The organism is Chromobacterium piscinae (genome assembly GCF_021129175.1).
GTDB classification, from domain to species: domain Bacteria; phylum Pseudomonadota; class Gammaproteobacteria; order Burkholderiales; family Chromobacteriaceae; genus Chromobacterium; species Chromobacterium piscinae.
Map to the genome: position 1 here is coordinate 1 of NZ_JAJOHV010000009.1, position 25,320 is coordinate 25,320.

24 protein-coding genes, 2 tRNA genes and 1 riboswitch are annotated in these 25,320 nt (G+C 63.2%); of the genes, 9 read left to right on the forward strand and 17 right to left on the reverse strand.

Going from position 1 to position 25,320, the window contains the following annotated elements; genetic code table 11:
* A partial coding sequence (locus tag LQR33_RS01995) for a PTS transporter subunit EIIB (RefSeq protein WP_231467252.1) occupies positions 1-247 on the forward strand: 247 nt, incomplete at its 5' end.
* Positions 248-316: 69 nt separating this feature from the next.
* On the opposite strand, the gene cfa is transcribed toward LQR33_RS01995, so the two are convergent.
* On the reverse strand, positions 317-1,471 hold the full coding sequence (gene cfa, locus LQR33_RS02000) for a cyclopropane fatty acyl phospholipid synthase (protein ID WP_221668417.1): 1,155 nt from the start codon (positions 1,469-1,471) through the stop codon (positions 317-319).
* 140 nt (positions 1,472-1,611) lie between these two features.
* On the reverse strand, positions 1,612-2,409 hold the full coding sequence (locus LQR33_RS02005) for a Cof-type HAD-IIB family hydrolase (RefSeq protein ID WP_166441145.1): 798 nt from the start codon (positions 2,407-2,409) through the stop codon (positions 1,612-1,614).
* 153 nt (positions 2,410-2,562) lie between these two features.
* On the opposite strand from LQR33_RS02005, the gene LQR33_RS02010 reads away from it, so the two are divergent.
* A complete protein-coding gene (locus LQR33_RS02010; RefSeq protein WP_221665066.1) occupies positions 2,563-3,762 on the forward strand; it encodes an MFS transporter in 1,200 nt (399 codons plus the stop codon).
* Positions 3,763-3,830: 68 nt separating this feature from the next.
* On the opposite strand, the gene LQR33_RS02015 is transcribed toward LQR33_RS02010, so the two are convergent.
* From LQR33_RS02015 to hppD, 6 genes are all read right to left on the reverse strand, one after another.
* Positions 3,831-3,906: transfer RNA gene (locus LQR33_RS02015), tRNA-Phe, on the reverse strand.
* 6 nt (positions 3,907-3,912) lie between these two features.
* Positions 3,913-3,988, reverse strand: a tRNA-Phe gene (locus LQR33_RS02020).
* Positions 3,989-4,144: 156 nt separating this feature from the next.
* A complete protein-coding gene (gene maiA, locus LQR33_RS02025) occupies positions 4,145-4,789 on the reverse strand; it encodes a maleylacetoacetate isomerase (RefSeq protein WP_231467254.1) in 645 nt (214 codons plus the stop codon).
* On the reverse strand, positions 4,782-5,759 hold the full coding sequence (locus tag LQR33_RS02030) for a fumarylacetoacetate hydrolase family protein (protein ID WP_166441142.1): 978 nt from the start codon (positions 5,757-5,759) through the stop codon (positions 4,782-4,784). Before LQR33_RS02030 ends, maiA begins: the two co-directional genes overlap by 8 nt.
* 175 nt (positions 5,760-5,934) lie before the next feature.
* Positions 5,935-7,068, reverse strand: a complete 1,134-nt coding sequence (locus LQR33_RS02035) for a homogentisate 1,2-dioxygenase (protein WP_221665063.1) — start codon at positions 7,066-7,068, stop codon at positions 5,935-5,937.
* A gap of 119 nt (positions 7,069-7,187) precedes the next feature.
* On the reverse strand, positions 7,188-8,264 hold the full coding sequence (hppD, locus tag LQR33_RS02040; protein ID WP_221668414.1) for a 4-hydroxyphenylpyruvate dioxygenase: 1,077 nt from the start codon (positions 8,262-8,264) through the stop codon (positions 7,188-7,190).
* Positions 8,265-8,686: 422 nt separating this feature from the next.
* Here hppD and LQR33_RS02045 point away from each other — a divergent pair, with 422 nt between their 5' ends.
* Positions 8,687-9,172 (forward strand): Lrp/AsnC family transcriptional regulator, encoded by a 486-nt coding sequence (locus LQR33_RS02045; protein ID WP_021476520.1) that lies wholly within the window; start codon positions 8,687-8,689, stop codon positions 9,170-9,172.
* Positions 9,173-9,232: 60 nt separating this feature from the next.
* On the opposite strand, the gene LQR33_RS02050 is transcribed toward LQR33_RS02045, so the two are convergent.
* The 3 genes from LQR33_RS02050 to ahcY form a co-directional block, all read right to left on the reverse strand.
* The gene (locus LQR33_RS02050; protein WP_166441140.1) at positions 9,233-9,790 is read right to left on the reverse strand and encodes a TIGR00645 family protein; all 558 of its coding nucleotides are present in this window, start codon (positions 9,788-9,790) and stop codon (positions 9,233-9,235) included.
* A gap of 52 nt (positions 9,791-9,842) precedes the next feature.
* A complete protein-coding gene (metF, locus tag LQR33_RS02055) occupies positions 9,843-10,679 on the reverse strand; it encodes a methylenetetrahydrofolate reductase [NAD(P)H] (RefSeq protein WP_021476518.1) in 837 nt (278 codons plus the stop codon).
* A gap of 122 nt (positions 10,680-10,801) precedes the next feature.
* Positions 10,802-12,202 carry an adenosylhomocysteinase gene (gene ahcY / locus LQR33_RS02060; protein WP_166441139.1) on the reverse strand — a complete coding sequence of 467 codons (1,401 nt, stop codon included), beginning with the start codon at positions 12,200-12,202 and terminating at the stop codon, positions 10,802-10,804.
* 72 nt (positions 12,203-12,274) lie between these two features.
* Positions 12,275-12,366, reverse strand: a riboswitch (S-adenosyl-L-homocysteine riboswitch).
* Positions 12,367-12,464: 98 nt separating this feature from the next.
* On the opposite strand from ahcY, the gene LQR33_RS02065 reads away from it, so the two are divergent.
* Entirely contained in the window at positions 12,465-14,045 is a 1,581-nt protein-coding gene (locus tag LQR33_RS02065) for a histidine kinase N-terminal 7TM domain-containing protein (RefSeq protein ID WP_166441138.1), read from the forward strand.
* Positions 14,046-14,094: 49 nt separating this feature from the next.
* Here the strand turns inward: LQR33_RS02065 and metK are convergent, their stop codons facing one another.
* Positions 14,095-15,264 (reverse strand): methionine adenosyltransferase, encoded by a 1,170-nt coding sequence (metK, locus tag LQR33_RS02070; protein ID WP_166441137.1) that lies wholly within the window; start codon positions 15,262-15,264, stop codon positions 14,095-14,097.
* Between the two features lie 76 nt (positions 15,265-15,340).
* Here metK and LQR33_RS02075 point away from each other — a divergent pair, with 76 nt between their 5' ends.
* The 5 genes from LQR33_RS02075 to LQR33_RS02095 all read left to right on the forward strand — a co-directional run bounded on the left by LQR33_RS02075 (position 15,341) and on the right by LQR33_RS02095 (position 18,968).
* Positions 15,341-16,237, forward strand: coding sequence for a lysophospholipid acyltransferase family protein (locus LQR33_RS02075; RefSeq protein ID WP_221665062.1), 897 nt, complete (start codon positions 15,341-15,343; stop codon positions 16,235-16,237).
* Positions 16,234-17,100, forward strand: a complete 867-nt coding sequence (locus LQR33_RS02080; protein WP_221665061.1) for a lipid A biosynthesis lauroyl acyltransferase — start codon at positions 16,234-16,236, stop codon at positions 17,098-17,100. Before LQR33_RS02075 ends, LQR33_RS02080 begins: the two co-directional genes overlap by 4 nt.
* Before the next feature lie 126 nt (positions 17,101-17,226).
* Complete coding sequence (locus LQR33_RS02085) at positions 17,227-17,895, forward strand: CsgG/HfaB family protein (RefSeq protein ID WP_166441134.1); 669 nt, start codon at positions 17,227-17,229, stop codon at positions 17,893-17,895.
* Between the two features lie 32 nt (positions 17,896-17,927).
* Positions 17,928-18,296: a DUF4810 domain-containing protein gene (locus tag LQR33_RS02090; protein WP_021476511.1), complete on the forward strand. Its 369-nt coding sequence runs from the start codon at positions 17,928-17,930 to the stop codon at positions 18,294-18,296.
* Positions 18,297-18,305: 9 nt separating this feature from the next.
* Positions 18,306-18,968 (forward strand): DUF799 domain-containing protein, encoded by a 663-nt coding sequence (locus LQR33_RS02095; RefSeq protein WP_166441132.1) that lies wholly within the window; start codon positions 18,306-18,308, stop codon positions 18,966-18,968.
* Between the two features lie 64 nt (positions 18,969-19,032).
* On the opposite strand, the gene LQR33_RS02100 is transcribed toward LQR33_RS02095, so the two are convergent.
* From LQR33_RS02100 to nuoL, 5 genes are all read right to left on the reverse strand, one after another.
* Positions 19,033-19,767 (reverse strand): ribonuclease T2, encoded by a 735-nt coding sequence (locus LQR33_RS02100; protein ID WP_166441131.1) that lies wholly within the window; start codon positions 19,765-19,767, stop codon positions 19,033-19,035.
* A 147-nt stretch (positions 19,768-19,914) separates the two neighbouring features.
* Entirely contained in the window at positions 19,915-20,211 is a 297-nt protein-coding gene (locus LQR33_RS02105; RefSeq protein ID WP_166441130.1) for a DUF2818 family protein, read from the reverse strand.
* A 10-nt stretch (positions 20,212-20,221) separates the two neighbouring features.
* On the reverse strand, positions 20,222-21,676 hold the full coding sequence (nuoN, locus tag LQR33_RS02110; protein WP_166441129.1) for an NADH-quinone oxidoreductase subunit NuoN: 1,455 nt from the start codon (positions 21,674-21,676) through the stop codon (positions 20,222-20,224).
* A 21-nt stretch (positions 21,677-21,697) separates the two neighbouring features.
* Complete coding sequence (locus LQR33_RS02115) at positions 21,698-23,197, reverse strand: NADH-quinone oxidoreductase subunit M (protein WP_231467257.1); 1,500 nt, start codon at positions 23,195-23,197, stop codon at positions 21,698-21,700.
* 40 nt (positions 23,198-23,237) lie between these two features.
* Positions 23,238-25,289 carry an NADH-quinone oxidoreductase subunit L gene (gene nuoL / locus LQR33_RS02120; protein WP_021476505.1) on the reverse strand — a complete coding sequence of 684 codons (2,052 nt, stop codon included), beginning with the start codon at positions 25,287-25,289 and terminating at the stop codon, positions 23,238-23,240.
* Positions 25,290-25,320: the final 31 nt, after the last annotated feature.

A 25,320-nucleotide genomic window follows, 5' to 3' on the forward strand; every position in this document is an offset into this window, starting at 1 on the left:
CCCGGCAGCCGCCGCCAAGGCCGACGTCGCCGCGCTGAAACAGGCGCTGGGCGGCCCGGCCAACCTCGGCAAGGTGGAGGCCATCGCCCACACCCGCCTGCGCGTGGAGCTGAAGGACGCCGCCCGCTTCAACGAAGCCGCGGCCCGCGCCGCCGGCGTCTCCGCCGTCACTCAGGTGGCGCCGGGCGTGCTGCACCTGATCGTCGGCGACCAAGCCACGGCGCTGGCAGCCGCGCTGCAGGGCTGACCGTTCCCCGTCATGCCGCAAACAAAAACGCCAGCGAATCTCGCTGGCGTTTTTCATTTCCCCCGTCCCTCAGCGCGCCACCCTCAGCCCGCCCTCAACTCCCTCCCGGCTGAACAACACCTGCCACAACTGCAGGTCGCGCGCGCGGAAAGCCCCGGCGCAGGCGTTCAGGTAATAGGTGAACATCCGATAGAAGCGGGACGGGTAATGGGCCGTCAGTTGAGGCCAAGCCTGCTGAAAGCGCTGCAGCCAGGCCATCAGCGTCAGGTCGTAGTCGGCGCCGAAATTGTGCCAGTCCTCCACCAGCCAATAGCGCTCGCTGGCACCGGCGATATGCGAGACCGACGGCAGGCAGCCGTTGGGAAAGATGTATTTCTCTATCCACGGGTCGATGCGCAAATCGGTCGTCTTGGCGCCTATCGTATGCAGCAGAAACAAGCCGTCCGGCGTCAGATTGCGCGCGGCGGTCTTGAAATAGGCATCGTAATTGCGCGGCCCGACATGCTCGAACATGCCCACCGAGACGATGCGGTCGGCCCTAAGCGCCAGGTGGCGGTAATCCTGCAACAGGATGTCCACGTCCAACCCGGCGCAGCGCTGCAGCGCCAACTGCCGCTGCTGCTCGGAGATGGTGATGCCGGTGACCCGAACGCCGTAATGGCGCGCGGCGTAAGCGGCCAAGCCGCCCCAGCCGCAACCTATGTCCAGCAAGTGCATGCCGGGTTTGAGCCCGAGCTTGTCGCAGATCAGCCTGAGCTTGGCCTCCTGCGCCTCCTCCAGCGTGGCGGCATCCTTCCAGTAGCCGCAAGAATACTGCATGTTCGGGTCCAGCATCGCGGCGAACAGATCGTTGCCCAAGTCGTAATGGTGTTCGCCCACCTTGCGGGCCCGCCGCAAGGACTGGTAATTGACCAGCCTGGCCGCCATCAGGTACAACGTGTCGCGCCAGCGCCGCGGCAGCCTATGCTCCAGGCCGGCGCGCATCACCCGCTGGAAGAAGGCATCCAACCGCTCGCACTCCCACCAGCCGTCCATATAGCTTTCGCCCAGGCCCAAGGAGCCCTGCCGCAACACGCGGCGGTAGAACTGCGGATTTTTCACTTGAATGTCGAACGGACGGCTGCCGTTGACGGCGACGCCGGCGGCGGCCAGCATTTCCTCAATGATGGCGCGCCCCGGCAGGCGGGCGTTTCCGCTCTCATTTTCCAGACACGATGAATTCATGGCGATCCCCCCGGCATGGCCACTCAGCACAACGAACTCGATCGACGATAAGAAACAAGGACTGGCGTTTTACCTAGCTTAACGCGCTCCCGCCCCGCTTGGCCAGCGGGGAGAAATCCAGTCTGCGAACGCGCCATCGGCTACAGTGTGAACAGTTCCCGCAAGTGCAGCGCCACGCCCGACTCCGCATGGCTGCCGATGCGCCGGGCCTGCGGCAGCATGTCGCTGAGCCGCGGATGCGCGTTGCCCATCATCCGCGGATGGCCTGCCGCCCGCAGCAGCTCGATATCGTTCTGGCCGTCGCCGAAAGCGAGGCACGCATCCGCCGGAATGCCCAGCTGTTCCAGCACCAGTTCCAGCGCATGGCCCTTTGACACGCCGGCCGCCATCACCTCCAGGCAATGCTCCAGCGAGAACGTGATATAGAGCCTGTCGCCGAAACGCTCTCGCAGCCTGCGTTCCACGTCCAGCAAATGCTCGTGCGGCGCGATGTACAGCACCTTGCCCACGCCCGCGCCGTCATGGCGGGCCAGATCGCACACCCGATACGCGGTGCCGGAATCCTTGTGCATGTCCAGCAGTTCCTGGCAGGGTTCGCTGATCAGCCACTCATTGTCTAGGTAGAAATTGACGATGGCGCCGTCGGCGAACTCCGGCTGGGAAATGACGCGGACCAGCTCCGCGTCGATATTCCGTCGATAGATCAAGGCATCATCAGGATCATGCACCCGCGCGCCGTTGGAAGTGATCAAATAGGCGCGCACGCCCAGCGCCTGGCGGATGCCCCTGACGTCCAGGTAATGGCGGCCGGTGGCGAGCGCGAACCGCACGCCGCGCTGTTCCAGGCATTGCAAAGTCGAGGCGGTCAACGGGGTCACGGCGTGATGCTGGTCCAACAAGGTGCCGTCCAGATCGGAGGCGATGAAACGGTAAGGCATGTGAGCTCCGGCGCAATACAAGCTGTCGATTATACGCCGTCGAACCAAGGCCTCCGCCGACCGTCCTGAAATTGACAAAGACATATGGCCTGGATAACTTGGCCTATCCGCATGATACCCCGCTACGCGCGGAAAACCGCAAGGAGAGCCCCCATGGCCAATCGATACGGCCAATTGTTCCGCACGCCGGGCGTTACGGCGCTGGCGCTGGCCGGCTGGGTGGCGCGCCTGCCCAGCACCATGGTGGGGGTCGGCATCATCACCATGCTGTCGCAGACCCGGGACAGCTACAGCCTCGCCGGGTCGGTGGCCGCCACCTTGATGCTGGCCACAGCCCTGCTCACGCCGCAGGTGTCGCGGCTGGCCGACCGCTATGGCCAAAGCCGGGTGCTGCCACCGGCCACCGGCATCGGCGCCCTCTCCCTTCTAGCGCTAGTCCTGTGCAGCCGCCTGGACGCGCCGCATTGGACGCTGTACCTGTGCGCGGCGCCTGCGGGCTGCCTGCCCAGCATCCCTGCGATGACACGGGCGCGCTGGGCGAAGTTGCTGGAGGGCCAGACGCTGCTGCCGACGGCGTTCGCGCTGGACAGCGTACTGAGCGAGATTTCCTTCGTCATGGGCCCGCCGCTGTCGATAGGCCTGTGCATGGCCTGGTTTCCCGAAGCCGGCCCGCTGACGGCCGCTCTGCTGATCCTGTTCAGCGTTTCCGCGCTGCTGCGCCAGAAATCCACCGAACCGCCGGCACACCCCGCCGCACCGGGCAGCGGCCGCTCCGCGCTCTTCCTGCGCCCGGTGCCGGTTCTCGCCCTGTTGATGGGCACGCTGGGCGCCATCGCCGGCATCATCGATGTCGCGGCCGTGGCGTTCGCCAAGGCGCAAGGCTCGCCGGCCGCCGCCGGCTGGGTGCTGGCGCTGTACGCGCTGGGCTCCGGTATGGGCGGGCTGGCCTTCGGCGCGCTCAAACCGGCGCTGCCGCTGGGCAGGCTGTTGCTGTGCTGCTGCGCGGCCACGGCGGCCAGCTCCGTCTTCATCGCGCTGGCGCCGAATGTTTTCTGGCTGGCTGCGGTGATGCTGCTGTCCGGGCTGTCTTTCGCGCCGACGCTGATCGTGGCGATGGAAATGGTGGAAAAAGCGGTGCCGCGCGCGCGGCTGACCGAGAGCCTGACCTGGCTGGTCACCGGCATTCTGCTGGGCGTGGCCGGCGGCGCTTCCTTGTGCGGTCTGGCTATCGACGCCTACGGCGCCCGCGCCGGGCTGAACCTGACGCTGGCGGCTGGCGCCTGCGCGCTGCTGATCGCCGCCGCCCTGCCCCGCGCGCCCTCGCCCAAAAGCGTCGTGGAGGACGCCTGCTGAGGCTGCCAGGCGCCATCCGGGCGCCCAATGCAAAAAGCCGAATCCTTACGGATTCGGCTTTTTCAATCTGGTGGCCAGTCGCGGAATCGAACCACGGACACGCGGATTTTCAATCCGCTGCTCTACCAACTGAGCTAACTGGCCTTGCTGTGGTGGCCAGTCGCGGAATCGAACCACGGACACGCGGATTTTCAATCCGCTGCTCTACCAACTGAGCTAACTGGCCACTTTTACCTTCAGCGCTACCGCGCCGTCAGAGCCACGCATTTAATCAGAGGACGCCATTCGCGTCAAGGAATAATTGCAAAAAAACAGCCTGCTGCTGCTCTGCGAAAACAAGCGGCCCGGCTGCTCTACGCGGCCGGGCCTTCAGATCAAAGACTTACATCGCGTCCGGCTGGCGGGACGGATGCGCTTCGGCGAACGCCTGCAAATGCTCCAACTCGTCGGCGACGCGAACGATGTTCGGATACGGCGCCAGATCCACGCCGAAACGACGGGCGCTGAACACCTGCGGCAACAGGCAGACATCGGCCAGCGTCGGCTCATCGCCTGCCGCATAGCGGCTCGGCGACTCGGCCAGCTGCTTTTCCAGCGCGTCGAAGCCGGTGCGGATCCAATGGCGTATCCACTCGGCCTTGCCTTCCTCGTCCTTGCCGTACTCAGTCTGCAAATACTTGCCGACCCGGGTGTTCTGCAAAGGATGGATGTCGGCGGCGATGGCCAGCGCCAGCGAGCGTACCCGTGCTCGCGCCGCCGGCTCGGCCGGCAACAGCCGCGGCGTGTCCGGGTAAGCCTCGTCCAGGTATTCGCAGATAGCCAGCGACTGCGCGATCCTGACGCCGCCGTCATCCAACAGCGGCACCAGGCCATGCGGGTTGATCGCCAGGTACTCGGCGCTGCGCTGCTCGCCCTTCAGCAAATTGATCGGCTGATAGCGGTAATCCAGCGCCTTCAGGTTCAGCGCGATGCGCACCCGGTAGGCGGCGCTGGAACGGAAATAACCGTACAACACGCGATCAGTCATGTTTCACCACGGTCTGTTCGATCACCCCGAAGATGCTGTCGCCTGCGGCGTTCCTCATCTCGATTCGCACGGTGTCGCCCACCTTCATGAACGGAGTCTTGGGCGCGCCCTGCTCTATGGTCTCTATCATCCGCTGCTCGGCCAGGCAGCAAGAGCCGACCGAGCGGTCCTTGTTGGAGATGGTGCCGGAGCCGACGATGGAGCCGGCGACCAGCTCGCGGGTCTTGGACACGTGGGCAACCAGCTGCGGGAAGCTGAACTGCATCTCGACCCCGCAATCGGGTTTGCCGTAGAAGGCGCCGTTGTAGTCGACCAACAGCGGCAGATGCACCTTGCCGCCGTCCCAGGCGTCGCCCAGCTCGTCCGGCGTGACGGCGACCGGCGAGAAGGCGGTGGCCGGCTTGCTCTGGAAGAAACCGAAGCCCTTGGCCAATTCCGGCGGAATCAGACCGCGCAAGGTCACGTCGTTGACCAGCATCAGCAGGCGGATGTGCTTGGCGTCGGCCGGCGCGCCCAGCGGCACGTCGCCGGTGACCACCGCCACCTCGCCTTCGAAATCCAGGCCCCAGGCCTCGTCGCGCAGCGGGATGTCGGCCGTCGGCGCCAGGAAGGCGTCGGAGCCGCCCTGGTACATCAGCGGGTCGGTGTAGAAGCTTTCCGGCACCTCCGCCCCGCGCGCCTTGCGCACCAGCTCGACGTGGTTCAGGTAGGCGCTGCCGTCGGCCCACTGGTAGGCGCGCGGCAGCGGACTCAGGCAGCGCTTGGCATCGAAGGCGACTTCGTCCGGCACCCTGCCCTGGTTCAGCGCGGCGTAGACTTCCTTCAGGCGCGGCTCGGCCTGCGCCCAGTTGTCCAGCGCGCCCTGCAGCGTGGCGGCGATGGCGGGCACCGCCACGGCGCGGGTCAGGTCGCGGCTGACGACCATCAGCTGGCCGTCGCGAGTGTGGTTGTGATAAGTGGCTAATTTCATCTTGATGTTCTTTCTGCTAGCGGCCGCTGCGGGCCGTCCCTCTATGTCAATTCTTCAGCCTGGCCTGAACGCGATTGCGTCGCGAGCGGGCCGAGGTCGGCGGGAGAAGCGCAGCGGTACAAATCGTACCGCGAGCATCGCAGCGCCGAGATCGGCTCGCGCAGCAGCAATGGCGTCAGGCCTGTTTGGGTTTCCAGCTGTCGACGTAGCCCTGCCACTCGACGCTGGCCAGTCCCGGCCCCTGCTCCAGCGCGTCGCGGGCGTCTATCATCACCGCCACTTCGTCGGTGAACTTCTTCGGATCGGTCATCGCCTTGGCGAAGGCCTTCGGGTGCGGACCGTGGGTGAAGCCGGCCGGGTGGAAGGTCAGCATGCCGGGCTTGATGTTGTCCCGGCTGAAGAAGTCGCCGGCGTGGTAGAAGATCACTTCGTCGTAATCGTCGTTGTTGTGGTAGAACGGCACCTTCAGCGCGCCCGGATCGGACTCGATCGGCCGCGGCACGAAGGTGCAGATCACGAAGCCGTCGGCGACGAAGGTGGTGTGCGCCGACGGCGGCAGATGGTAGCGGTGGCTCATCAGCGGGCGGATGTCGCGCCAGTTGACCCGCGCCACCGACAGATTGCCGTGCCAGCCGATGGCGTCCAGCGGGTTGTATGGGTAGGTGACGGTAGACAACGCGCCGCGGCGCTTGATCACCACCTGCCATTCGTCCTCGGTCTGCTGCGCGCGGAAGGCGTCGTCTATCGCCGGCACGTCCAGCACCGCCTCGTCGAAAATCGCGTGCGGGCCGACCAGGCCTTTTTCCGGCAGCTGGTAGGCGCCGTTGCTGGTCTCGATCATCAACATGGTGGTCGGGCTGGCCGGCTCGATGCGCCAACTGGTGGAGCGCGGCACCAGGATGTAGTCGCCGTCGCGGTAGCTCAGGTGGCCGTAGTCGCAGAACAGCTCGCCGCTGCCGGCGTGGATGAACAACAGGTCGTCGCCGTCGGCGTTGCGGAACAGCTGGGTCATCGCCTTGTCGCAGCGCCAGATGCGCAGCTTGCACTGGGCGTTGTGCAACACCAGCGGCGCGTCCCAGGGCGCCGGCGTGCCGTGCGGCAGCTCGTTCAAGTCGAAAGCGCGCGGGCGCAGCGGGCCTTCCCAGGCGCTCCAGCCGGTCGGCGGGTGTTTGTGGTGCAGGTGGGTGGCCGGGCCGAAGAAGCCGCTGCGGCCCACTTCGCGCTCGTAGATGGCCTCGGCCGGGAAATCGGCGTGGGCCTGCCGCGAGATGGTGCCTTCGCGGTGCGGGTAACTGATCCATTTACGCATTTTGAATGTCCTGTCGGCGCGGCCGGCGGCGCACAGACCGCGCCCTTGCATGATGTACGCACGGCAAAACGCCGCGACGTCCGTCCGGAGTCCGGAACAGCCGCCGCGGCGGGAATGGATCAATCGGCCTTCAGCACGCCGCGGCGGATCTGGTCTTCCTCGATGGACTCGAACAAGGCCTTGAAGTTGCCTTCGCCGAAACCTTCGTTGCCCTTGCGCTGGATGATCTCGAAGAAGATCGGGCCGATCACGGTCTCGGTGAAGATCTGCAGCAGGATGCCTTCCACCGGCGCGCCATCGATCAGGATGCTGTTCTTGTGCAGGCGGGCGACATCCTCGCCGTGGTCCGGCACACGGCTGTTCACCTTCTCGTAATAGGTGTCCGGCGTATCCAGGAATCGGGTGCCGCGGGCCTTCAGCGTCTCCACGGTGGCGTAGATGTCAGCGGTGGTCAGCGCGATGTGCTGGATGCCCTCGCCGTTGTACTGCCGCAGGAATTCCTCGATCTGGCTCTTGTCGTCGGACGACTCGTTGATCGGGATGCGGATCTTGCCGCAGGGGCTGGTCATCGCCTTGGACACCAGGCCGGTCAGCTTGCCTTCGATGTCGAAGTAGCGGATCTCGCGGAAGTTGGCGATGCCGGTGTAGAAATCGGCCCAGGTGGCCATATTGCCGCGCGCCACATTGTGGGTCAGGTGGTCGATCTCGGTCAGGCCGACGCCGTACGGATGCTGGTCCACGCCGTCCAGCGGCACGAAGTCGATCTCGTAGATGTCCTTGTCCTTGCCGTAGCGGTCGACGAAGTACAGCGCCGAGCCGCCGATGCCTTCCACCGCCGGGATATTCAGTTCCATCGCGCCCACCGGGCGCTGGTACGGCTTGGCGCCGTGCGACAGCGCGTACTCGTACGCCTTGGCGGCATCCTTGACGCGCCAGGCCATCGCACAAGCCGACGGGCCGTGCGCCTTGGCGAATTCGCTGGCCGGCTGGCTGCGTTCGGCGTTCAGGATGAAATTGATGTCGCCCTGGCGGTACAGACGCACGTCCTTGCTGCGGTGGCGGGCCACTTCGGTGAAGCCAAGCGACAGGAACAGCTGGTTCAGCTTCTCCACGCCCTCGGCGTTGGGAGCGGTGTATTCGACGAATTCGAAACCGTCGGTGGCGAGCGGATTTTGCAGCATGGCTTCCATTTTCATCTGTTTCTCCTCTGTTTATAGCCCCATACCTGTCAATGGCGGCATGGACTATCAATTTTCGTTCAGACTTTTGTAAACGTGCGCGGACGGTCCGCGTTATGTAAGCTGACCGCATGCCTATCCGCAGGGCGGAGGAAGCGGTTCGACGGGGCGGGAGGAAGCAGAGACAAGGGGAAGCGGAACGCGCGATGGGACACGCGCGCCGACGCCGGCCGCCAAAAACGGCACGGCTTGGCTCTCCTCCGAACGAATCGTTGTCTGCTGTCACACACCATCGACATGCATCGGCAGTCTTGCGCCGCCGTTTGCGATTTAGGCTTTTTATTCTATGGAAAGCGGACGGCAATTATCTTGCTAAATGGATTTTGCCGAGCGATATTGAGGAATAAAATGTCTCAACAAACCGATTATCAGGAGAAAATATGCCAAGTCTCACATTAGATAAGACAGACTTGCGTATTCTGGCCGAGCTGCAGCTTGACGGCCGGTTGACCAACGTCGAGCTGGCCGAACGCGTGGCGCTGTCGCCATCGCCCTGCCTGCGCCGACTTAAGCAACTGGAAGAGTCCGGTGTAATCCGCCAGTACGTCGCCCTGCTCGACCCCGCTCACATCGGTTTAGGCCTGCAGGCCTGGGTGCGCGTCACGCTGGAAAAACGCGGCAATATGCATTTGCAGAGCTTCATCGACGCCGTGCAAAACTGGCCGGAAGTGATCAACTGCTTCGCGATGACCGGCGAAATGGATTACCTGCTGCAGGTGTACTTCGAAGACATGGAGCACTTCTCGCGCTTCGTGATGGACGAGCTTCTCCAGCATCCGGGCGTCGAGGACGTGAAGTCCAGCTTCGTGCTGAAAGAGATCAAGCGCACCACCGCGCTGCCGCTGGGACAGATGCGCGGCATGTAAGCGGCGCGCGCCCCAAAAACAAAACGGCCCGAAAGGGCCGTTTTGTTTTGGCTGCGCCGGTCAATCGCGCTGGTGGTGGGCGGTGGTGCCGGCCAGCAGCTTGTCGGTGTAGGCGATGGCCGCCGCCGACAGCAGGAAGGCCAGGTGCAGGAACAGCTGCCACTTGATGGTGTGCTCGTCGATGCGGCTGGCGTTGATGAAGGTCTGCAGCAGATGGATGGACGAAATGCTGATGATGGCCATCGACAGCTTCACCTTCAGCACCGAGGCGTTGACGTGGTCCAGCCATTCCGGCTGGTCCGGATGAGTATCAATGCGCAGCCGAGACACGAAAGTCTCGTAGCCGCCCACCGTCACCATCACCAGCAGGTTGGCGATCATCACCACATCGATCAGGCCCAGCACCGCCAGCATGATGTCGGTCTCGGTCAGGTGGTTCAGCCCTTCCAGCAGCTCCCACAGCTGGGCCAGGAATTTCCAGGCGTACACGCCCTGCACCACGATCAGGCCGAGATAAATGGGCAATTGCAGCCAGCGGCTGCTGAAGATCACCTGGCCGAGCAGCGACTTCCTGGGTTCGGATTGAATTTGTCCTTGGACGTGTTGCTGGTCTTGCATGGGCTTTCCTGTCGTTCGCGGCCGCGGGCGGCTTTGCGCCGCCCGCTCGCCGTCACAGGCCCAGCCTCTGCCAGATGGTGGAGACCAGGCCCGCCTGGTTCAATGTGTAAAAATGCAGACCGGGCGCGCCGCCTTGCAGCAGGCGGTCGCACAGCTCGGTCACCACGTCCAGCCCCAGCGCGCGGATGGACGCGGTATCGTCGTAATAGGCCTGCATGCGCAGGCGCAGCCAGCGCGGGACTTCCGCCCCGCACATGTCGGAGAAGCGGCACAGCTGACCGAAATTGGAGATCGGCATGATACCCGGCACGATGGGAATGTCCACCCCGCGCGCGCGCGCTTCGTCGACGAAGCGGAAATAGCTGTCGGCGTTGAAGAAATACTGGGTCATCGCGGAGTCGGCTCCGGCCCGGACCTTGCGCACGAAGTTGGCGAGATCGTCTTCGGCCGAACGCGCTTGCGGATGGAATTCCGGATAGGCCGCCACCTCGATGTGGAAATGGTCGCCATGCTCGGCGCGGATGAACTCCACCAGCTCGTTGGCATAGCGGAATTCGCCAGCGGCCACCATGCCCGACGGGATGTCGCCGCGCAGCGCCACCAGGTGGCGGATGCCGTTGCCGCGGTATTCGTTGAGGATGGCGGCGATGTTCTCGCGGGTGGAGCCGATGCAGGACAGGTGCGGCGCGGCGGCCTGCCCTTCGCTGCGGATCTCCAGCACGGTGGACAAGGTGCCGTCGCGAGTAGTTCCGCCGGCGCCGAAAGTCACCGAGAAGAACTGCGGTTTGAACTGGGCCAGCTGCTGTCGCGTGGTGCGCAGCTTGGCCACGCCCTCGGGCGTTTTGGGCGGAAAGAATTCGAAACTGAAGGTGCGCGGCGTCTGCGTCATGGTGATCCTCTCTATCGCTGTCCTGGCTATCGGCCTCTGTGTGCCGTTGATCGTCTGGCTCGCCCGAAAAAAACGGACAGCACCATTCTATGAGGGCTGTCCGTTTCGCCTTGGTTCAATAATCAATAACGATAGTGATCCGGCTTATAAGGCCCCTGCTTGGGCACGCTGATGTAGGTAGCCTGCAGGTCGGACAGCTCGGTCAGCCGCGCGCCGATGCGGGAAAGGTGCAGACGGGCGACCTTCTCGTCCAGATGCTTGGGCAGTACGTAGACTTTCTTTTCATACTGATGGCCGTTGGCGAACAATTCAATCTGCGCCAGCACCTGGTTGGTGAAGCTGTTGGACATCACGAAGCTCGGGTGGCCGGTGCCGCAACCCAGGTTCACCAGACGGCCTTCGGCCAGCAGGATCACGCGCTTGCCGTCGGGGAAGATGATGTGGTCGACCTGCGGCTTGATGTTTTCCCACTGGTACTGGCGCAAGCTGGCGACTTCGATCTCGCTGTCGAAGTGGCCGATATTGCAGACGATGGCGTTGTTGCGCATCTTCTTCATGTGCTCATGGGTGATCACGCCGACGTTGCCGGTGGCGGTGACGAAGATGTCGGCCTGATCGGCCACCTCGTCCATCCGCACCACGCGGTAGCCTTCCATCGCCGCCTGCAGCGCGCAGATCGGATCGATTTCAGTCACCCACACGGTGGCGCCCAAGCCGCGCAAGCTTTGCGCGCAGCCCTTGCCCACGTCGCCGTAGCCCAACACCACCGCCACCTTGCCGGCCACCATCACGTCGGTGGCGCGCTTGATGCCGTCGACCAGACTCTCGCGGCAACCGTACAAGTTGTCGAACTTGGACTTGGTGACCGAGTCGTTGACGTTGATCGCCGGGAACGGCAGCTGCTTGTCCTTCTCCAGCTGGTACAGTCGATGCACGCCGGTGGTGGTTTCCTCTGTGACGCCCTGGATATGCTGCAGGCGCTTGGAGTACCAGTGCGGATCAACCGCCAGGTGGCGCTTGATCGACGCGAACAGCGCGGTCTCTTCTTCATTGGTCGGATGGGCGATCACGCCGATGTCCTTCTCCGCCTTGCTGCCCAGCATCAACAGCAGCGTGGCGTCGCCGCCGTCGTCCAGGATCATGTTGGCCGGCTGGCCCTCGGGCCATTCGAAGATCTTGTGGCTGAATTCCCAGTACTCGTCGAGACTCTCGCCCTTGAACGCGAACACCGGAATATCGGCCGCGGCGATGGCGGCGGCGGCGTGGTCCTGGGTGGAGAAGATGTTGCACGAGGCCCAGCGCACTTCGGCGCCCAGCGCCGTCAGCGTCTCGATCAACACCGCGGTCTGCACCGTCATGTGCAGGCTGCCCGCGATGCGCGCGCCGCGCAGCGGCTGCGCGGCGTGGTATTCGTCGCGCGTCGCCATCAGACCGGGCATCTCGGTCTCGGCGATGTTCAATTCCTTGCGCCCCCAACCGGCAAGCGCGATGTCAGCTACATGGAAATCGGAAAAGTCAGCCATCGTGAAGCGTCCTTGTTCACGCAGCCGGCCAGGATGCGGCCCACCCGTCATCCCGTGCCGCCACGGTCATGAGTCAGGTGAGCGCCGTTGGGTCGCTGGCCGATTAAACGGCCGGCGGCAGCCCGAGCCTGGGGAGAAGACTCCTCGCAGCGCTCCTCGGGTGACCGGGACATTATACCCAGTCGAATCGGAAAAGGTAGGACTTGTCATGTCAAAGCGATAAACTAAGGGCTTGTCCTCCCACCGGACCGCCATGAGTTTCATGTTCACCCCGCTGGCCGCGCTCTCCGGCCTGGCCGCGCTGCTGGCTTCCGCCATCAGCATCATCGCCTGGAGCCGGAGGCAATTCGCCGGCGTGCGCTGGCTGGCGTTGCTGATGGCTTCGGTCGCGTTCTGGGCGGCCGGCGCGATGTGCGAACTGTCCGTCACCAGCATAGCCGCCAAGCTGTTTTGGTCCAAGGTGGAATACCTAGGCACGCTGACCACCCCGGTGCTGTTCCTGCTACTGGCGCTGGACTACAACCACATCTCGCTGCGGCGGCGCGGACTGGCCCTGCTGTTCACTATTCCCGCCGTCTGTCTGCTGCTGGCGGCCACCAACGAGCGCCACCATTTGGTGTGGACCAGCTTCCAGCCCAGCCCCTCAGGCCACAACCTGCTGATCTACGGCCACGGTCCGGCCTTCTGGCTGGGCGTCGCCGGCTATTCCTATCTGATGCTGCTGCTGGGCAGCCTGCTGCTGATCCGCGCGCTGCACTACTTCCCCGCCCATTTCCGCGGCCAGTCGCTGACCCTGATGCTAAGCGCGGTCGCGCCGTGGTTCGGCAACATCCTCTACCTGACAGGCGCCTTTCCTCTGCAAGGCCTGGACCCGACGCCGCATTCTTTCGCCTTCACCGGCCTGATCTTCGCGATCGACCTGCTCTACCTGCGACAGCTGCACCTGGTGCCGGTGGCCCGCGCCCGCGCCTTCGAAGCCATGGGCGATGGCGTGGTGGTCGTCGATCACCAGCTGCGCATCCTCGACATCAATCCCTCCGGGGTCCACATGCTGGGCGGCGCGCCGGCGGACTGGCCCGGCCAGCCGCTGCCCGCCCCATGGCTGGAGGCCAGCATGCTGGAAACCGGCTCGCATCTAGAGCTGACGACGCCGGACGGCGGCCGCATCCTGGACATCCGCGCTTACGAGATCGAGCCTTTCCACAAACCGGCGCGCACCCGCATGCTGGTGATGCGCGACATCACCCAGCGGCGGCAGGCTGAGGACGCGCTGCGCGAGGCCAATCTGCAGTTGACCGACCGATTGGCGCAAATCGAAACGCTGCAGGCGGCGCTGCGCGAGCAGACCCTGCGCGATCCGCTGACGCATCTGTTCAACCGCCGCTACCTGGACGAAACCTTCGAACGCGAACGCGAGCGCGCCGAGCGCGAGGCCAAGCCGATCGCGGTGGCGATGCTGGATCTGGACGACTTCAAGCGCATCAACGACCTGCACGGCCACCAAGTCGGCGACAGGGTGCTTCAGGCGCTGGCCCGCCTGCTGCAACAGCAAAGCCGGGCCGCCGACATCGTCTGCCGGCTGGGCGGCGAGGAATTCATGGTGGTGCTGCCGGGCAGCGACGCCGAGCAGGCGCAACAGCGGGTTGAAGCATGGCGGCGCGATTTTCATCGCCAGGAACACGCCGGCGAACATCCGTTCCGCGCCAGCTTCTCCTGCGGCATCGCCGCCCTGCCCGGCAACGGCCGCGCGCTGGACGAACTGTACCGCCGCGCCGACCAAGCGCTGTACCAGGCCAAGGCGGCCGGCAAGAACTGCAGCGTGCGCGCGGCCAACGGCCAATAAAAAAACCGCCAGCGGAAACTGGCGGTTTTTTCGACTGAGGCCGGTTAAATTACAGGCCGGCGTCGGCGCGCAGCGCCTCGACCTTGTCGGTGCGCTCCCAGCTGAACTCCGGCTCCTCGCGGCCGAAGTGGCCGTAGGCGGCGGTCTTGCCGTAGATCGGACGCAGCAGGTCCAGCATCTGGATGATGCCCTTCGGACGCAGGTCGAAATGCTTCTTCACCAGCTCGACGATCTTCTCGTTCGGAATCCGGTTGGTGCCGAAAGTGTCCACCGCGATCGAGGTCGGCTCGGCCACGCCGATCGCGTACGACACCTGGATCTGGCACTGGCGGGCCAGGCCCGCCGCGACGATGTTCTTCGCCACGTAGCGGCCGGCATACGCCGCCGAACGGTCGACCTTGGACGGATCCTTGCCCGAGAACGCGCCGCCGCCGTGCGGCGCCGCGCCGCCGTAGGTGTCGACGATGATCTTGCGGCCGGTCAAGCCGCAGTCGCCCATCGGGCCGCCGATGACGAAGCGGCCGGTCGGGTTGATCAAGAACTTGGTTTCCGGCGTGATCATCTCCGGCGGCAGCACCGGCTTGACGATGTCTTCGATCACCGCCTCGGCCAGCGTCTTGTGATCGATGTCCGGGCTATGCTGGGTGGACAGCACTACGGTGTCGATGCGCTTGGGCAAACCGGTGGCAGCATCGTACACGCAGGTGATCTGGCTCTTGGCGTCCGGGCGCAGCCACGGCAGACGGCCATCTTTGCGTAGCTCGGCCTGACGCTGCACCAGACGGTGAGCGTAGTAGATCGGGAACGGCATCAACGTCGGCGTTTCGTCGCAGGCGTAGCCGAACATCAGGCCCTGGTCGCCGGCGCCCTGGTTCAGGTCCAAGCCCTCGCCTTCGTTCACGCCCTGGGCGATGTCCGGCGATTGCTTGTCGTAGCAAGCCATCACCGCGCAGCCGCGGTAGTCGAAGCCTAACTCAGAATCGTCGTATCCGATGCGCTTGATAGTCTCGCGCGCGATCTTAATGTAATCGATGTTGGCGGTGGTGGTGATCTCGCCGGCCAATACGACCAGACCGGTATTGACCAGCGTTTCTGCCGCGACACGCGCATGCTTGTCTTCGCGCAGGATGGCGTCGAGGATGGCGTCGGATATCTGATCGGCTACCTTGTCCGGATGGCCTTCGGAGACCGATTCCGAGGTAAACAGGTATTCACTCATTTATTATGCGTTCCCAAAAAATACAAAACCCTGTGGTGATAGAATAGGCCGCTTTCAGACCAAGACCGCTCAGCCTATGTCCAAGCTAATCCAACTGCTACTGACCTTCCTGGCGAGCCTCCCATTATCCTGGCTACAAGGTTTGGGCACCGCTCTGGGGCGGCTGACTTACCTCGCATCCCCCCGTTTTGCGGCGCGGCTACGAGAAAATCTTAGTTTTAGTAAAATCCACGAAAACTATCAGCTTTTACCGCAACAAGTCAAACTGGCGGCGGCGGAAACCGGCAAAGGCGCGTTGGAGCTGGCCATCGCCTGGTGCCGCAGCCCGGAAGACATTGCCGCCATGGTCAAGCAGTGCCACGGTTGGGAGCATGTCGAGACGGCCCTGGATAATGATAACGGCATTATTTTTATTACGCCACATCTTGGCAGCTACGATATCGCCGGCCGTTACATCAGCTCGCGATTGCCCTTTCCTCTGACCGCGATGTACCGTCCGCCCAAACTGCAATGGCTAGAGCCAGTGATGCAGGCCGGCCGCGAGCGCGGCAAAGGACGCACCGCGCCGGCCACCGCCGCTGGAGTCCGCGTGCTGATGAAAGCGCTGAAGTCCGGCGAGGCCACCATCATTCTGCCTGACCAGGCACCCGGCAACGGCGAAGGCGTGTGGGCGCCCTTCTTCGGCCGCCCGGCCTACACGATGACCCTGGTGCCCCGCCTGGCGCAAATGAACAAAGTGACCACGCTGTTCTTCGTCGGCGAGCGCTTGCCGCGCGGGCAGGGCTTCATAGTCCACATCGAGCCGCTGGCGCAGCCGTTCACCGGCGACAAGGAAACCGACTGCGCACTGATGAACACCCAGGTGGAGAACCTGATTCGCCGCTTCCCCAGCCAGTACCTGTGGAGCTATAACCGCTATAAATGCCCGGCCGGCGTCACCCGCCCGGATGCAGAACAACAAGGACACGCATGAAATTAGCTTTCGCCCTGCTATGGTTGATCCGCCTGCTGCCGATGCGGGCCATCGGCCTCATCGCCGCCGGTCTGGGCGATCTCGCCTACCTGCTGGCGCGCGGCCGCCGCCGCGTCGGCCTGATCAATCTGCGACTGTGCTTTCCGGACATGCCGCTAGCCGAACGCAAGCGGCTGATCCGCAAGAACTGCCAGCACATGATACGGATGGTGCTGGAGTACGGCGTGTGCTGGTGGAGTTCGGCCAAGCGGATCGACAACCTGGTGGACATCAAGAACCTGCATTACGTCACCGATCTTCGCGACAAGGGCGAGGACATAATTCTGTTCTATCCACATTTTGTCGGTTTCGAGATGTGCGTCTACGCGCTGAACCAGTACATCCCCCTGGTCAGCGTGTATTCCCATCAAAAGAACGAGGCGCTGGACCGCCAGATCTACGCCGGACGCCAGCGCTACGACAACGCCTACATCGTGTCGCGCCAGGAGGGCCTGCGTCCCATCATCAAGGCGATGCGCAAGGACCACGCGCCCTTCCTATATCTGCCGGACCAGGATTTCGGCGTCCGCGATTCGCTGTTCGTCGACTTCTTCGGCGTCAAGGCGGCCACCATCACCGGCATGTCGCGCATCGCCAAGCTGGCTCGCGCCAAGGTGGTGCCGGCGATCCCCCGCCGCGTCGGCGATCGCTTCGAGCTGGAGTTCTACCCGCCTTGGGACGGCTATCCCAGCGAAGACATCGAAGCCGACACCCGCCGCATGAACGCGTTCCTGGAAGACCGGGTCCGCGAAATTCCGGACCAGTACTTCTGGCTGCACAAACGCTTCAAGAACCGCCCGCAAGGCGAAACGCGCGTTTATTGATCCTGAGTCAGGCGCTTGCCCGGCCTCAAATGCCAATGCATTAATCAGATAACAGTCTTCCTGTTTACGGTATATTGTTAACCCCCGTTAACATACGCATACGTATTTAAAACAGGAAGATTGTTAATGATAAAACAAACTCTTTTCGCCACCGTCCTGGCAGCTACCATGCTGTCCGGTTGCGCCACGGAATCTTCGCAAACACTGGCGGTGGCTCAAGTCGCCAGCGCCAGCAAGCCCTATAGCGGCCCACGCGCGCCCATCTCCGTCGGCAAGTTCGACAATCGCTCCAGCTTCATGCGCGGCATTTTCTCCGACGGCGTCGACCATCTGGGCAGCCAAGCCAAGACCGTGCTGATCACCCACCTGCAGCAGAGCAACCGCTTCAATGTGCTCGACCGCGACAATCTGGCGGAGATCAAGCAGGAAGCCGGCCTGAAGAAGCAGGCGCAAGCGCTGAAGGGCGCCGACTACGTAATCACCGGCGACGTCACCGAATTCGGCCGCAAGGAAGTGGGCGACCACCAGCTGTTCGGCATCCTCGGCCGCGGCAAACAACAGATCGCCTACGCCAAGGTCAGCTTGAACGTGGTCAACACCCAAACCTCCGAAGTCGTCTTCTCCTCCCAAGGCGCCGGCGAATACTCGCTGTCCAATCGCGAGATCATCGGTTTCGGCGGCACCGCCAGCTACGACTCCACACTGAACGGCAAGGTGCTTGATCTGGCCATGCGCGAAGCGGTCAACAACCTGGTCAACGGCATCGACTCCGGCGCCTGGACGCCTGGCAAATAAGCCTCAACCCATACAAAAACAAAACCGAGACAATGAAAACGAAAAGCATCAAACCGCATCGCCGCGTGATCGGCATGCTGGCCGGCTGCGCCCTGCTCAGCGCCTGCGCGACCGGCCCCAAGACCCTCTATCAATGGGAATCGTACCAACCGGAAGTGTATGAATACCTGAAAGGCGACGGCGCGGACGCTCAGAAGCAGATCTCCGTGCTGGAAGAAGGGCTGCAAAAGATCCGCGCCAAGGGCAATCAGGAGCCGCCGGGCTATCACGCCCATCTGGGCATGCTGTACGCAAACGCCGGCAACACCGACCGGATGGCGCAGGAGTTCGAAGCCGAGAAGAAGCTGTTCCCCGAATCGGCCTCCTATCTGAACTTCCTGATGAGCAAGCTGAAAAAATAAGAGGACATCATGCTCAAACATCTCGTCAAGGCGACGCTGATCGCCTCTTTGGCCGTGCTGGCCACCGGCTGCGCCGCCCCGGTCGTCAATCGCGACTACACCGCCTACAAGCAGAGCCGTCCGCGCGCCATCCTGGTGCTGCCGCCGGTCAATGACTCGCCGGAAGTCAACGGCCCCATCGGCGTGCTGTCGCAGATGACCTACCCGCTGGCCGAAGCCGGCTACTACGTGGTCCCCGTCGCGCTGATGACGGAAACCTTCAAGCAGAACGGCCTCTCCACCGCCAACGACATTCAGGCGGTCTCCCCGGCCAAGCTGCGCGAGATCTTCGGCGCAGATGCCGCGCTGTACACCACGGTCAAGCGCTATGGCGTGCGCTACAGCGTGCTGGACAGCGTCGCGGAAGTGGAAGTGCAAACCAAGCTGGTGGATCTGAAAAGCGGCCAGGAGCTGTGGGCCGGCAGCGCCGCCGCCAACAACGCCAACAGCAACAACAATAATGCAGGCGGACTGGTAGGCATGCTGATCAACGCCGCGATCAAGCAGATCGTCAACAGCGCCACCGACGCCACCTATCCGGTCGCTGGCATGGCCAGCAATCAGCTGCTCTCCGCGGGACACGCCAACGGCCTGCTGTACGGCCCGCGCTCGCCGCAATACGGCACCGACTGAGCGTTTGGCTTATGGATGGAATAGCCGCCCGGCCGTGAGGCCGGGCGGCTTTTTCATGCCTCGCTCACCACTTGGGCAGCAGGAAGGGCTGGGAGCAGGTGTCCTCGCGCTCCGCCGTCGGCGTGTCCATAAAGCTGTCCACCTCAGGGAAGCTGTCCAGCTTGTCCTTCTTCAACGTGAACCACAGCTCGGTCAGCACGTTGCGCCCCTTGGCGTCCTTGGCGCAGCGCAGTTGCAGCGCGCCGCGCTCGCCGGTGGCGTAGCCCTTGGTAAACGCATCCTTCACTTCCTCGCCGGTGCGGGTCTGGCCGACCTGGGCGCTCAGGTAGCGGCCAAATTCGCTGTCTACCACCGCTTCGCGCAGCTGCAGCGCGGTGGAGAAGAATTCATTGGCGTCGTAGCCGAAGCACTGCACGTGCTTCACGTATTCATGGGTCTGCAGATCGCTGGCAAGCTGCGGCATCGTTTCCCTCAGCCTCTGCCGCAGTTCTTCGGACAGCAACGGGACCGCCGTCACATGCGGCAGCATCGAGCAGCCCGCTGCCCACCATTGCTGCACTTTCACGCCCTTGTCTTCCAGGCTCTTGGGTTCCGACGCCCACAAACCATGCAGGCCGATCAGTTCCTCCTTGGGCTGGCTCGGCAGACAACCCTCTCCGCCCGCGGTGCAGAAGCCCGGCAGCCACGCCAGCGCGAAGGTGTAATGAGCGAAATCGCCGTGGCGCGCTGGTTTCAGCTCATCGGCCTGGGCAACGCCCGCCAGCAGGGCAAGCAAGGAGACTGTCAGTAGTTTACGCATGATGATGACCATTGAGTTTTCACCGCATTTCATACGGATATAAAATGTCAATTTCATTCAAAATGCGATATTAAGCAAGTAGCCGCAACAAATGACAATAAAAAAGCACTGCCTAGGCAGTGCTTTGTTGCTTGCGCGTTCGCGCGGCTATTGTCCCGGCTTGCGCCAGAAATAGCGATAGAGGAAGCCCGGAAAGGCCGCCACCACGAACAGCGCGAAAGTGGTGACGTAAAACTGCCAATTCTGCTCATGCACCGGCATCGTCTGCGCCTCCAGCAGGCGGGCCAGCAGGCCCACCAGCAGATACAGCGCGACGAGCTCCAGCGCCTGCCAGCCGAAGTGCTTGCGCGCCACCTTGAACACGCAGGCCACGCGGGCGGTGGCGAACGGCAAGTTGGCGGCCGCCAGGGCCAGCAGCAGCAGGATCACGATGCCAGTCTGCATGGCCCAGTCCTTACATCATGCCCAGAGACTGGCGCATCACTTGCGCGCACAGTTCTAGCAGCGACTGCGGCAGGATGCCCACCGCCAACAGCGCCAGCGCGTTCAGCGACAGCACCAGCTTCATGTCGGCGCGAACGTTGATCGGAGCATTGTCCTGGGCGTCGTCGAAGTAGATGGCCTTGACCACGCGCAGGTAGTAGAAGGCGCCGATCACCGACATCAGCACGGAGAACACGGCCAGCTTGATCATGCCGATCTGCACCACGGCCTGGATCACCGCGAACTTGGCGTAGAAGCCCGCCAGCGGCGGAATGCCGGCCATCGAGAACATGGCCAGCAGCATCAACAGCGCGTACCAACTGTTGCGGCTGTTCAGCCCCTTCAGATCGTCGATCTTCTCGCATTCGAAGCCCTTGCGCGACAGCGCCAGGATGATGCCGAAGCTGACCAGCGACATCGCCACGTACACCACCGCGTAGAACAGCGCGGCGGAGTAACCCTGCTTGGTGCCGGCCAGCACGCCCAGGAGCAAGAAGCCCATGTGCGAGATGGTGGAGTAAGCCAGCATCCGCTTGATGTTGGTCTGCACGATGGCTGTGATGTTGCCGATGGCCATAGACAGCACGGCGACGATGATCAGCATGCCCTGCCAGTCGCCCACCAGCGCGTCCAGGCCCTGGGCCAGAATGCGCAGCACGAACACGAAGGCGGCCAGCTTGGGGGCGGCGCCGACCATCAGCGTGACGGAGGTCGGCGACCCCTGGTAGACATCGGGCACCCACATGTGGAACGGCACGGCGCCCAGCTTGAAGCTCAGGCCGGCGACGATGAACACCAGGCCGAAGATCAGCAGCACGCCATTGGCGGAGTGCGACTTGATCGCCTTGGCGACGGCGGCCAGCTCCAGCGAGCCGGTGGCGCCGTAGATCATCGAGATGCCGTACAGCAGCAGGCCGGAAGCCAGCGCGCCCAGCACGAAGTACTTCATCGCCGACTCGGTGGCGGACACCGAGTCGCGCTGCAGCGCGATCAGCGAGTACAGCGCCAGCGACAGCAGTTCCAGACCCATGTATAGGGTCAGGAAGTGCGAGGCGGACACCATCAGGTTCATGCCCAAGAGCGCGAACAGCGACAGCGAGAAGTACTCGCCCTTGAACAGGCCTCGGTCGGCGGTGTACTGGCGGCTGTACACCAGCACGATAGCGGTGACGCCGTACATCGCCAGCTTGACCAGCGCCGCCAGCGGATCGGCGACGAACATGCCGGAGAACGTGGTCACCGGGTACGGGGTAAAGGTGCATACCTGCGCGACGGCGGCGCCGACCAGGGTCAGCAGCGTCAGGCCGTAGGTGATGCAGCGCTTTTCATCCGAGATGAAAAGATCCAGCATCAGCACCACCAGCAACGCGCCGATCAGGAACAGCTCCGGCATCGCGGGTATCAGGTTGAGATCAGCCCAATTCATTTGTGTGTATTCCTTCCGTCCTTACGGCAGCTTGGTCTGCGCGACGTGCGTGATCAGGTCGTTGACCGCCAGGTGCATCTTGGCGACGAAAGCCTGCGGGTACAGACCCATGCCCAGCACCATCAGGGCAAGGATGGCCAGCACCAGGAACTCGCGCTTGTTGACGTCGGACAGCTCGGCCACATGCTCGTTGGCCACGTCGCCGAAGATCACGCGCTTGTACATCCACAGGGTGTAGGCGGCGCCGAAGATCAGCGTGGTGGCGGCCAGCGCGGCGTACCAGAAGTTCACCTGCACCGCGCCCATGATCACCATGAACTCGCCGACGAAGCCGGAAGTGGCCGGCAGGCCTGAGTTGGCCATCGCGAACAGCATCATGAAGGCGGCGAAGATCGGCATCTTGTTGGCCACGCCGCCGTAGTCGGAGATGTTGCGGCTGTGCACGCGGTCGTACATCACGCCGATGCAGAAGAACATCGCGGCGGAGACGAAGCCGTGGGACACCATCTGCACCAGCGCGCCTTCGACGGCCCACTGGTTCAGCTCGCTGCCGGTGAACAGGAACAGGCCCAGAGTCACGAAGCCCATGTGGGAAATGGACGAGTACGCCACCAGCTTCTTCATGTCGGACTGAACCAGCGCCACCAGGCCGATGTAGACCACCGCCACCAGCGACAGGCCGATGATGATGGGCGACAGCTCGCGCGCGGCGTCCGGCATGATGGGCAGGATGAACCGCAGGAAGCCGTAGGCGCCGATCTTCAGCGTGATCGCGGCCAGCACCATGGAGCCGCCGGTCGGCGCTTCCACGTGGGCGTCCGGCAGCCAGGTGTGGACCGGCCACATCGGCACCTTCACCGCGAAGGACATGAAGAAGGCGACGAACAGGAGGATCTGCACCGTCAGCGAAATCTTGGCGATGTCGTGGAAAGCCAGGATCTCGAAGCTCTTGCCAGCCTGGAAGTACAGGTAGATCAACGCTACCAGCATCAGCAGCGAGCCGAGCAGCGTGTACAGGAAGAACTTGATCGACGCGTAGACGCGGCGCGGACCGCCCCAGACGCCGATGATCAGGTACATCGGGATCAGCATGCCTTCGAAGAAGACATAGAACAGGATCGCGTCCAGCGCGGCGAAGGCGCCGTTGATCAGACCGGACATGATCAGGAAGGCGGCCATGTACTGCGACACGCGCTTCTGGATCACTTCCCAGCCGGCGATCACCACCAACAGCGTGGTGAAGCTGTTGAGCACCACGAACAGCATCGAGATGCCGTCCACGCCCAGGTGGTAGTTGATGTTGAGCGAAGCGATCCACGGCTTCATCTCTTCGAACTGCATGCCGCCGTTCAGGTTGTTGAACTCGGTGAACAGCGGGATCGACAGCAGGAAACCCGCCAGGGCTCCCGCCACCGCCAGCCAGCGCGCCAGCGGCGCGCGCTGGTCGCCGCCGGTGGCCAGCACTACCAGGCCGGCCAGTATCGGCGTCCAGATCACCAGACTTAACAGATTTGTGAACATAGTCAAACCTATATTGTTATTTCAATCCCGGAATCCGGACTCAGCGCAGGATCAGCGGCAGGAACCACCAGGTCATCAGACCCAGCACGCCGATGATCATCGCGGTGGCGTAGCTGTAGATGAAGCCGGTCTGCGCGCGGCGAACCACGCTGGAGAACCAGCCCACCAGCTTGGCGGTGCCGTTGACCAGCAGGCCGTCGATCAGCAGCGTGTCGCCCACCTTCCAGAACAAGGTGCCCAGCGCGCGCGAACCCTTGGCGAACACGGCGAAATAGATCTCGTCCAGGTAGTACTTGTTTTCCAGCAGCTTGTGGATCGGAGCGCACTTTTCCTTGATGGCGGCCGGGATGTGCGGCGCCTTCATGTAGAAGTACCAGGCCACGACGACGCCGGCGATGGCCAGCCACAGCGGCAGCGTGGTGAACGAGTGCAGCGTCATGGCGAAGGCGCCGTGGAACTCGTGCGCCAGCTCTTCCATGCCCGGGTGCGCTTCGTTGTTGACCGCGATCACGCCCTTGAAGAAGTCGCCGTAAACCAGCTTGTCGATGGCGAAGTAGCCCACCAGCACCGACGGAATGGCCAGCAGCACCAGAGGCAGGGTCACCACCCACGGCGATTCGTGCGGCTTGTCGTTCGGGCCCAGGCCATGGTGGTGGTCGTGGGACACTTCTTCCTCATCGCTGTCGCCATGGTGCTCGTGGTGCGAGCCATGGTTCTCCATCCAGCGCTCCTTGCCGTGGAAGACCAGGAAGTACATGCGGAAGGAGTAGAAGGCAGTGATGAACACGCCAGCCACCACGGCGAAGTAGGCGAAGCCGGCCGCGGACAGATGCGAAGCGGCGACCGCCTCGATGATCGAGTCCTTGGAGTAGAAGCCAGAGAAGAACGGCGTGCCGATCAGCGCCAGCGAACCCAGCAGCGAGGTCAGCCAGGTAATGGGCATGTACTTGCGCAGGCCGCCCATGTTCCGCATGTCCTGATCGTGGTGCATACCGATGATCACGGAGCCGGCCGCCAGGAACAGCAGCGCCTTGAAGAAGGCATGGGTCATCACATGGAACATCGCCACCGAGTACGCCGAAGCGCCCAGCGCCACGGTCATGTAGCCCAGCTGCGACAGCGTGGAGTAAGCCACCACGCGCTTGATGTCGTTCTGGACGATGCCGAGGAAGCCCATGAACAGCGCGGTGATCGAGCCTGCCACCATCACCACGTTCAGCGCGGTGTCGGACATCTCGAACAAGGGGCTCATGCGCGACACCATGAAGATGCCGGCGGTCACCATGGTGGCCGCGTGGATCAGCGCCGAGATCGGAGTCGGGCCTTCCATCGAGTCCGGCAGCCACACGTGCAGCGGGAACTGGGCGGATTTACCCATCGCGCCGATGAACAGCAGGATGCAGGTGACGGTCAGCAGCGACCATTGCTGGCCGGGGATGATCTCGATGGTCTTCTGCGCCAGCGCCGGGGCGGCGGCGAACACGTCGCTGTAGTTCAGCGAGCCGCCGAAGTAGGCCAGCACCAGGCCGATACCCAGCAGAAAGCCGAAGTCGCCGACGCGGTTGACCAGGAAGGCCTTCAGGTTGGCGAACACCGCGGTCGAGCGCTTGAACCAGAAGCCGATCAGCAGATAGGACACCAGGCCCACAGCTTCCCAGCCGAAGAACAGCTGGACGAAGTTGTTGCTCATCACCAGCATCAGCATCGAGAAGGTGAACAGCGAGATGTAGCTGAAGAAACGCTGGTAGCCCGGATCGTCCTGCATGTAGCCGATGGTATAGATATGCACCATCAGCGACACGCTGGTGACCACCACCAGCATCATCGCGGTCAGCGAGTCGACCAGGAAGCCGACCGAGTACTCGTAGCCGCCGACGGTCAGCCAGGTGTAGACCGGTCCGTTGAACACTTCCGCGCTTCCGTTGAGGAAGCCCAGAAGCACCTTGAGCGACAGCGCGGCGGACACCGCCACGCCGGCTATCGTCACGACGTGCGAAGCGCGCCGTCCGATCGCCCATCCAAACAGGCCCGCAATGATGGAACCCGCCAGCGGGGCGAGTGCAATCAGCAGGTATAAGCTCTTCATATCCATGCTTTTGTGCTTTGTAATGGTTCCGGTTTGC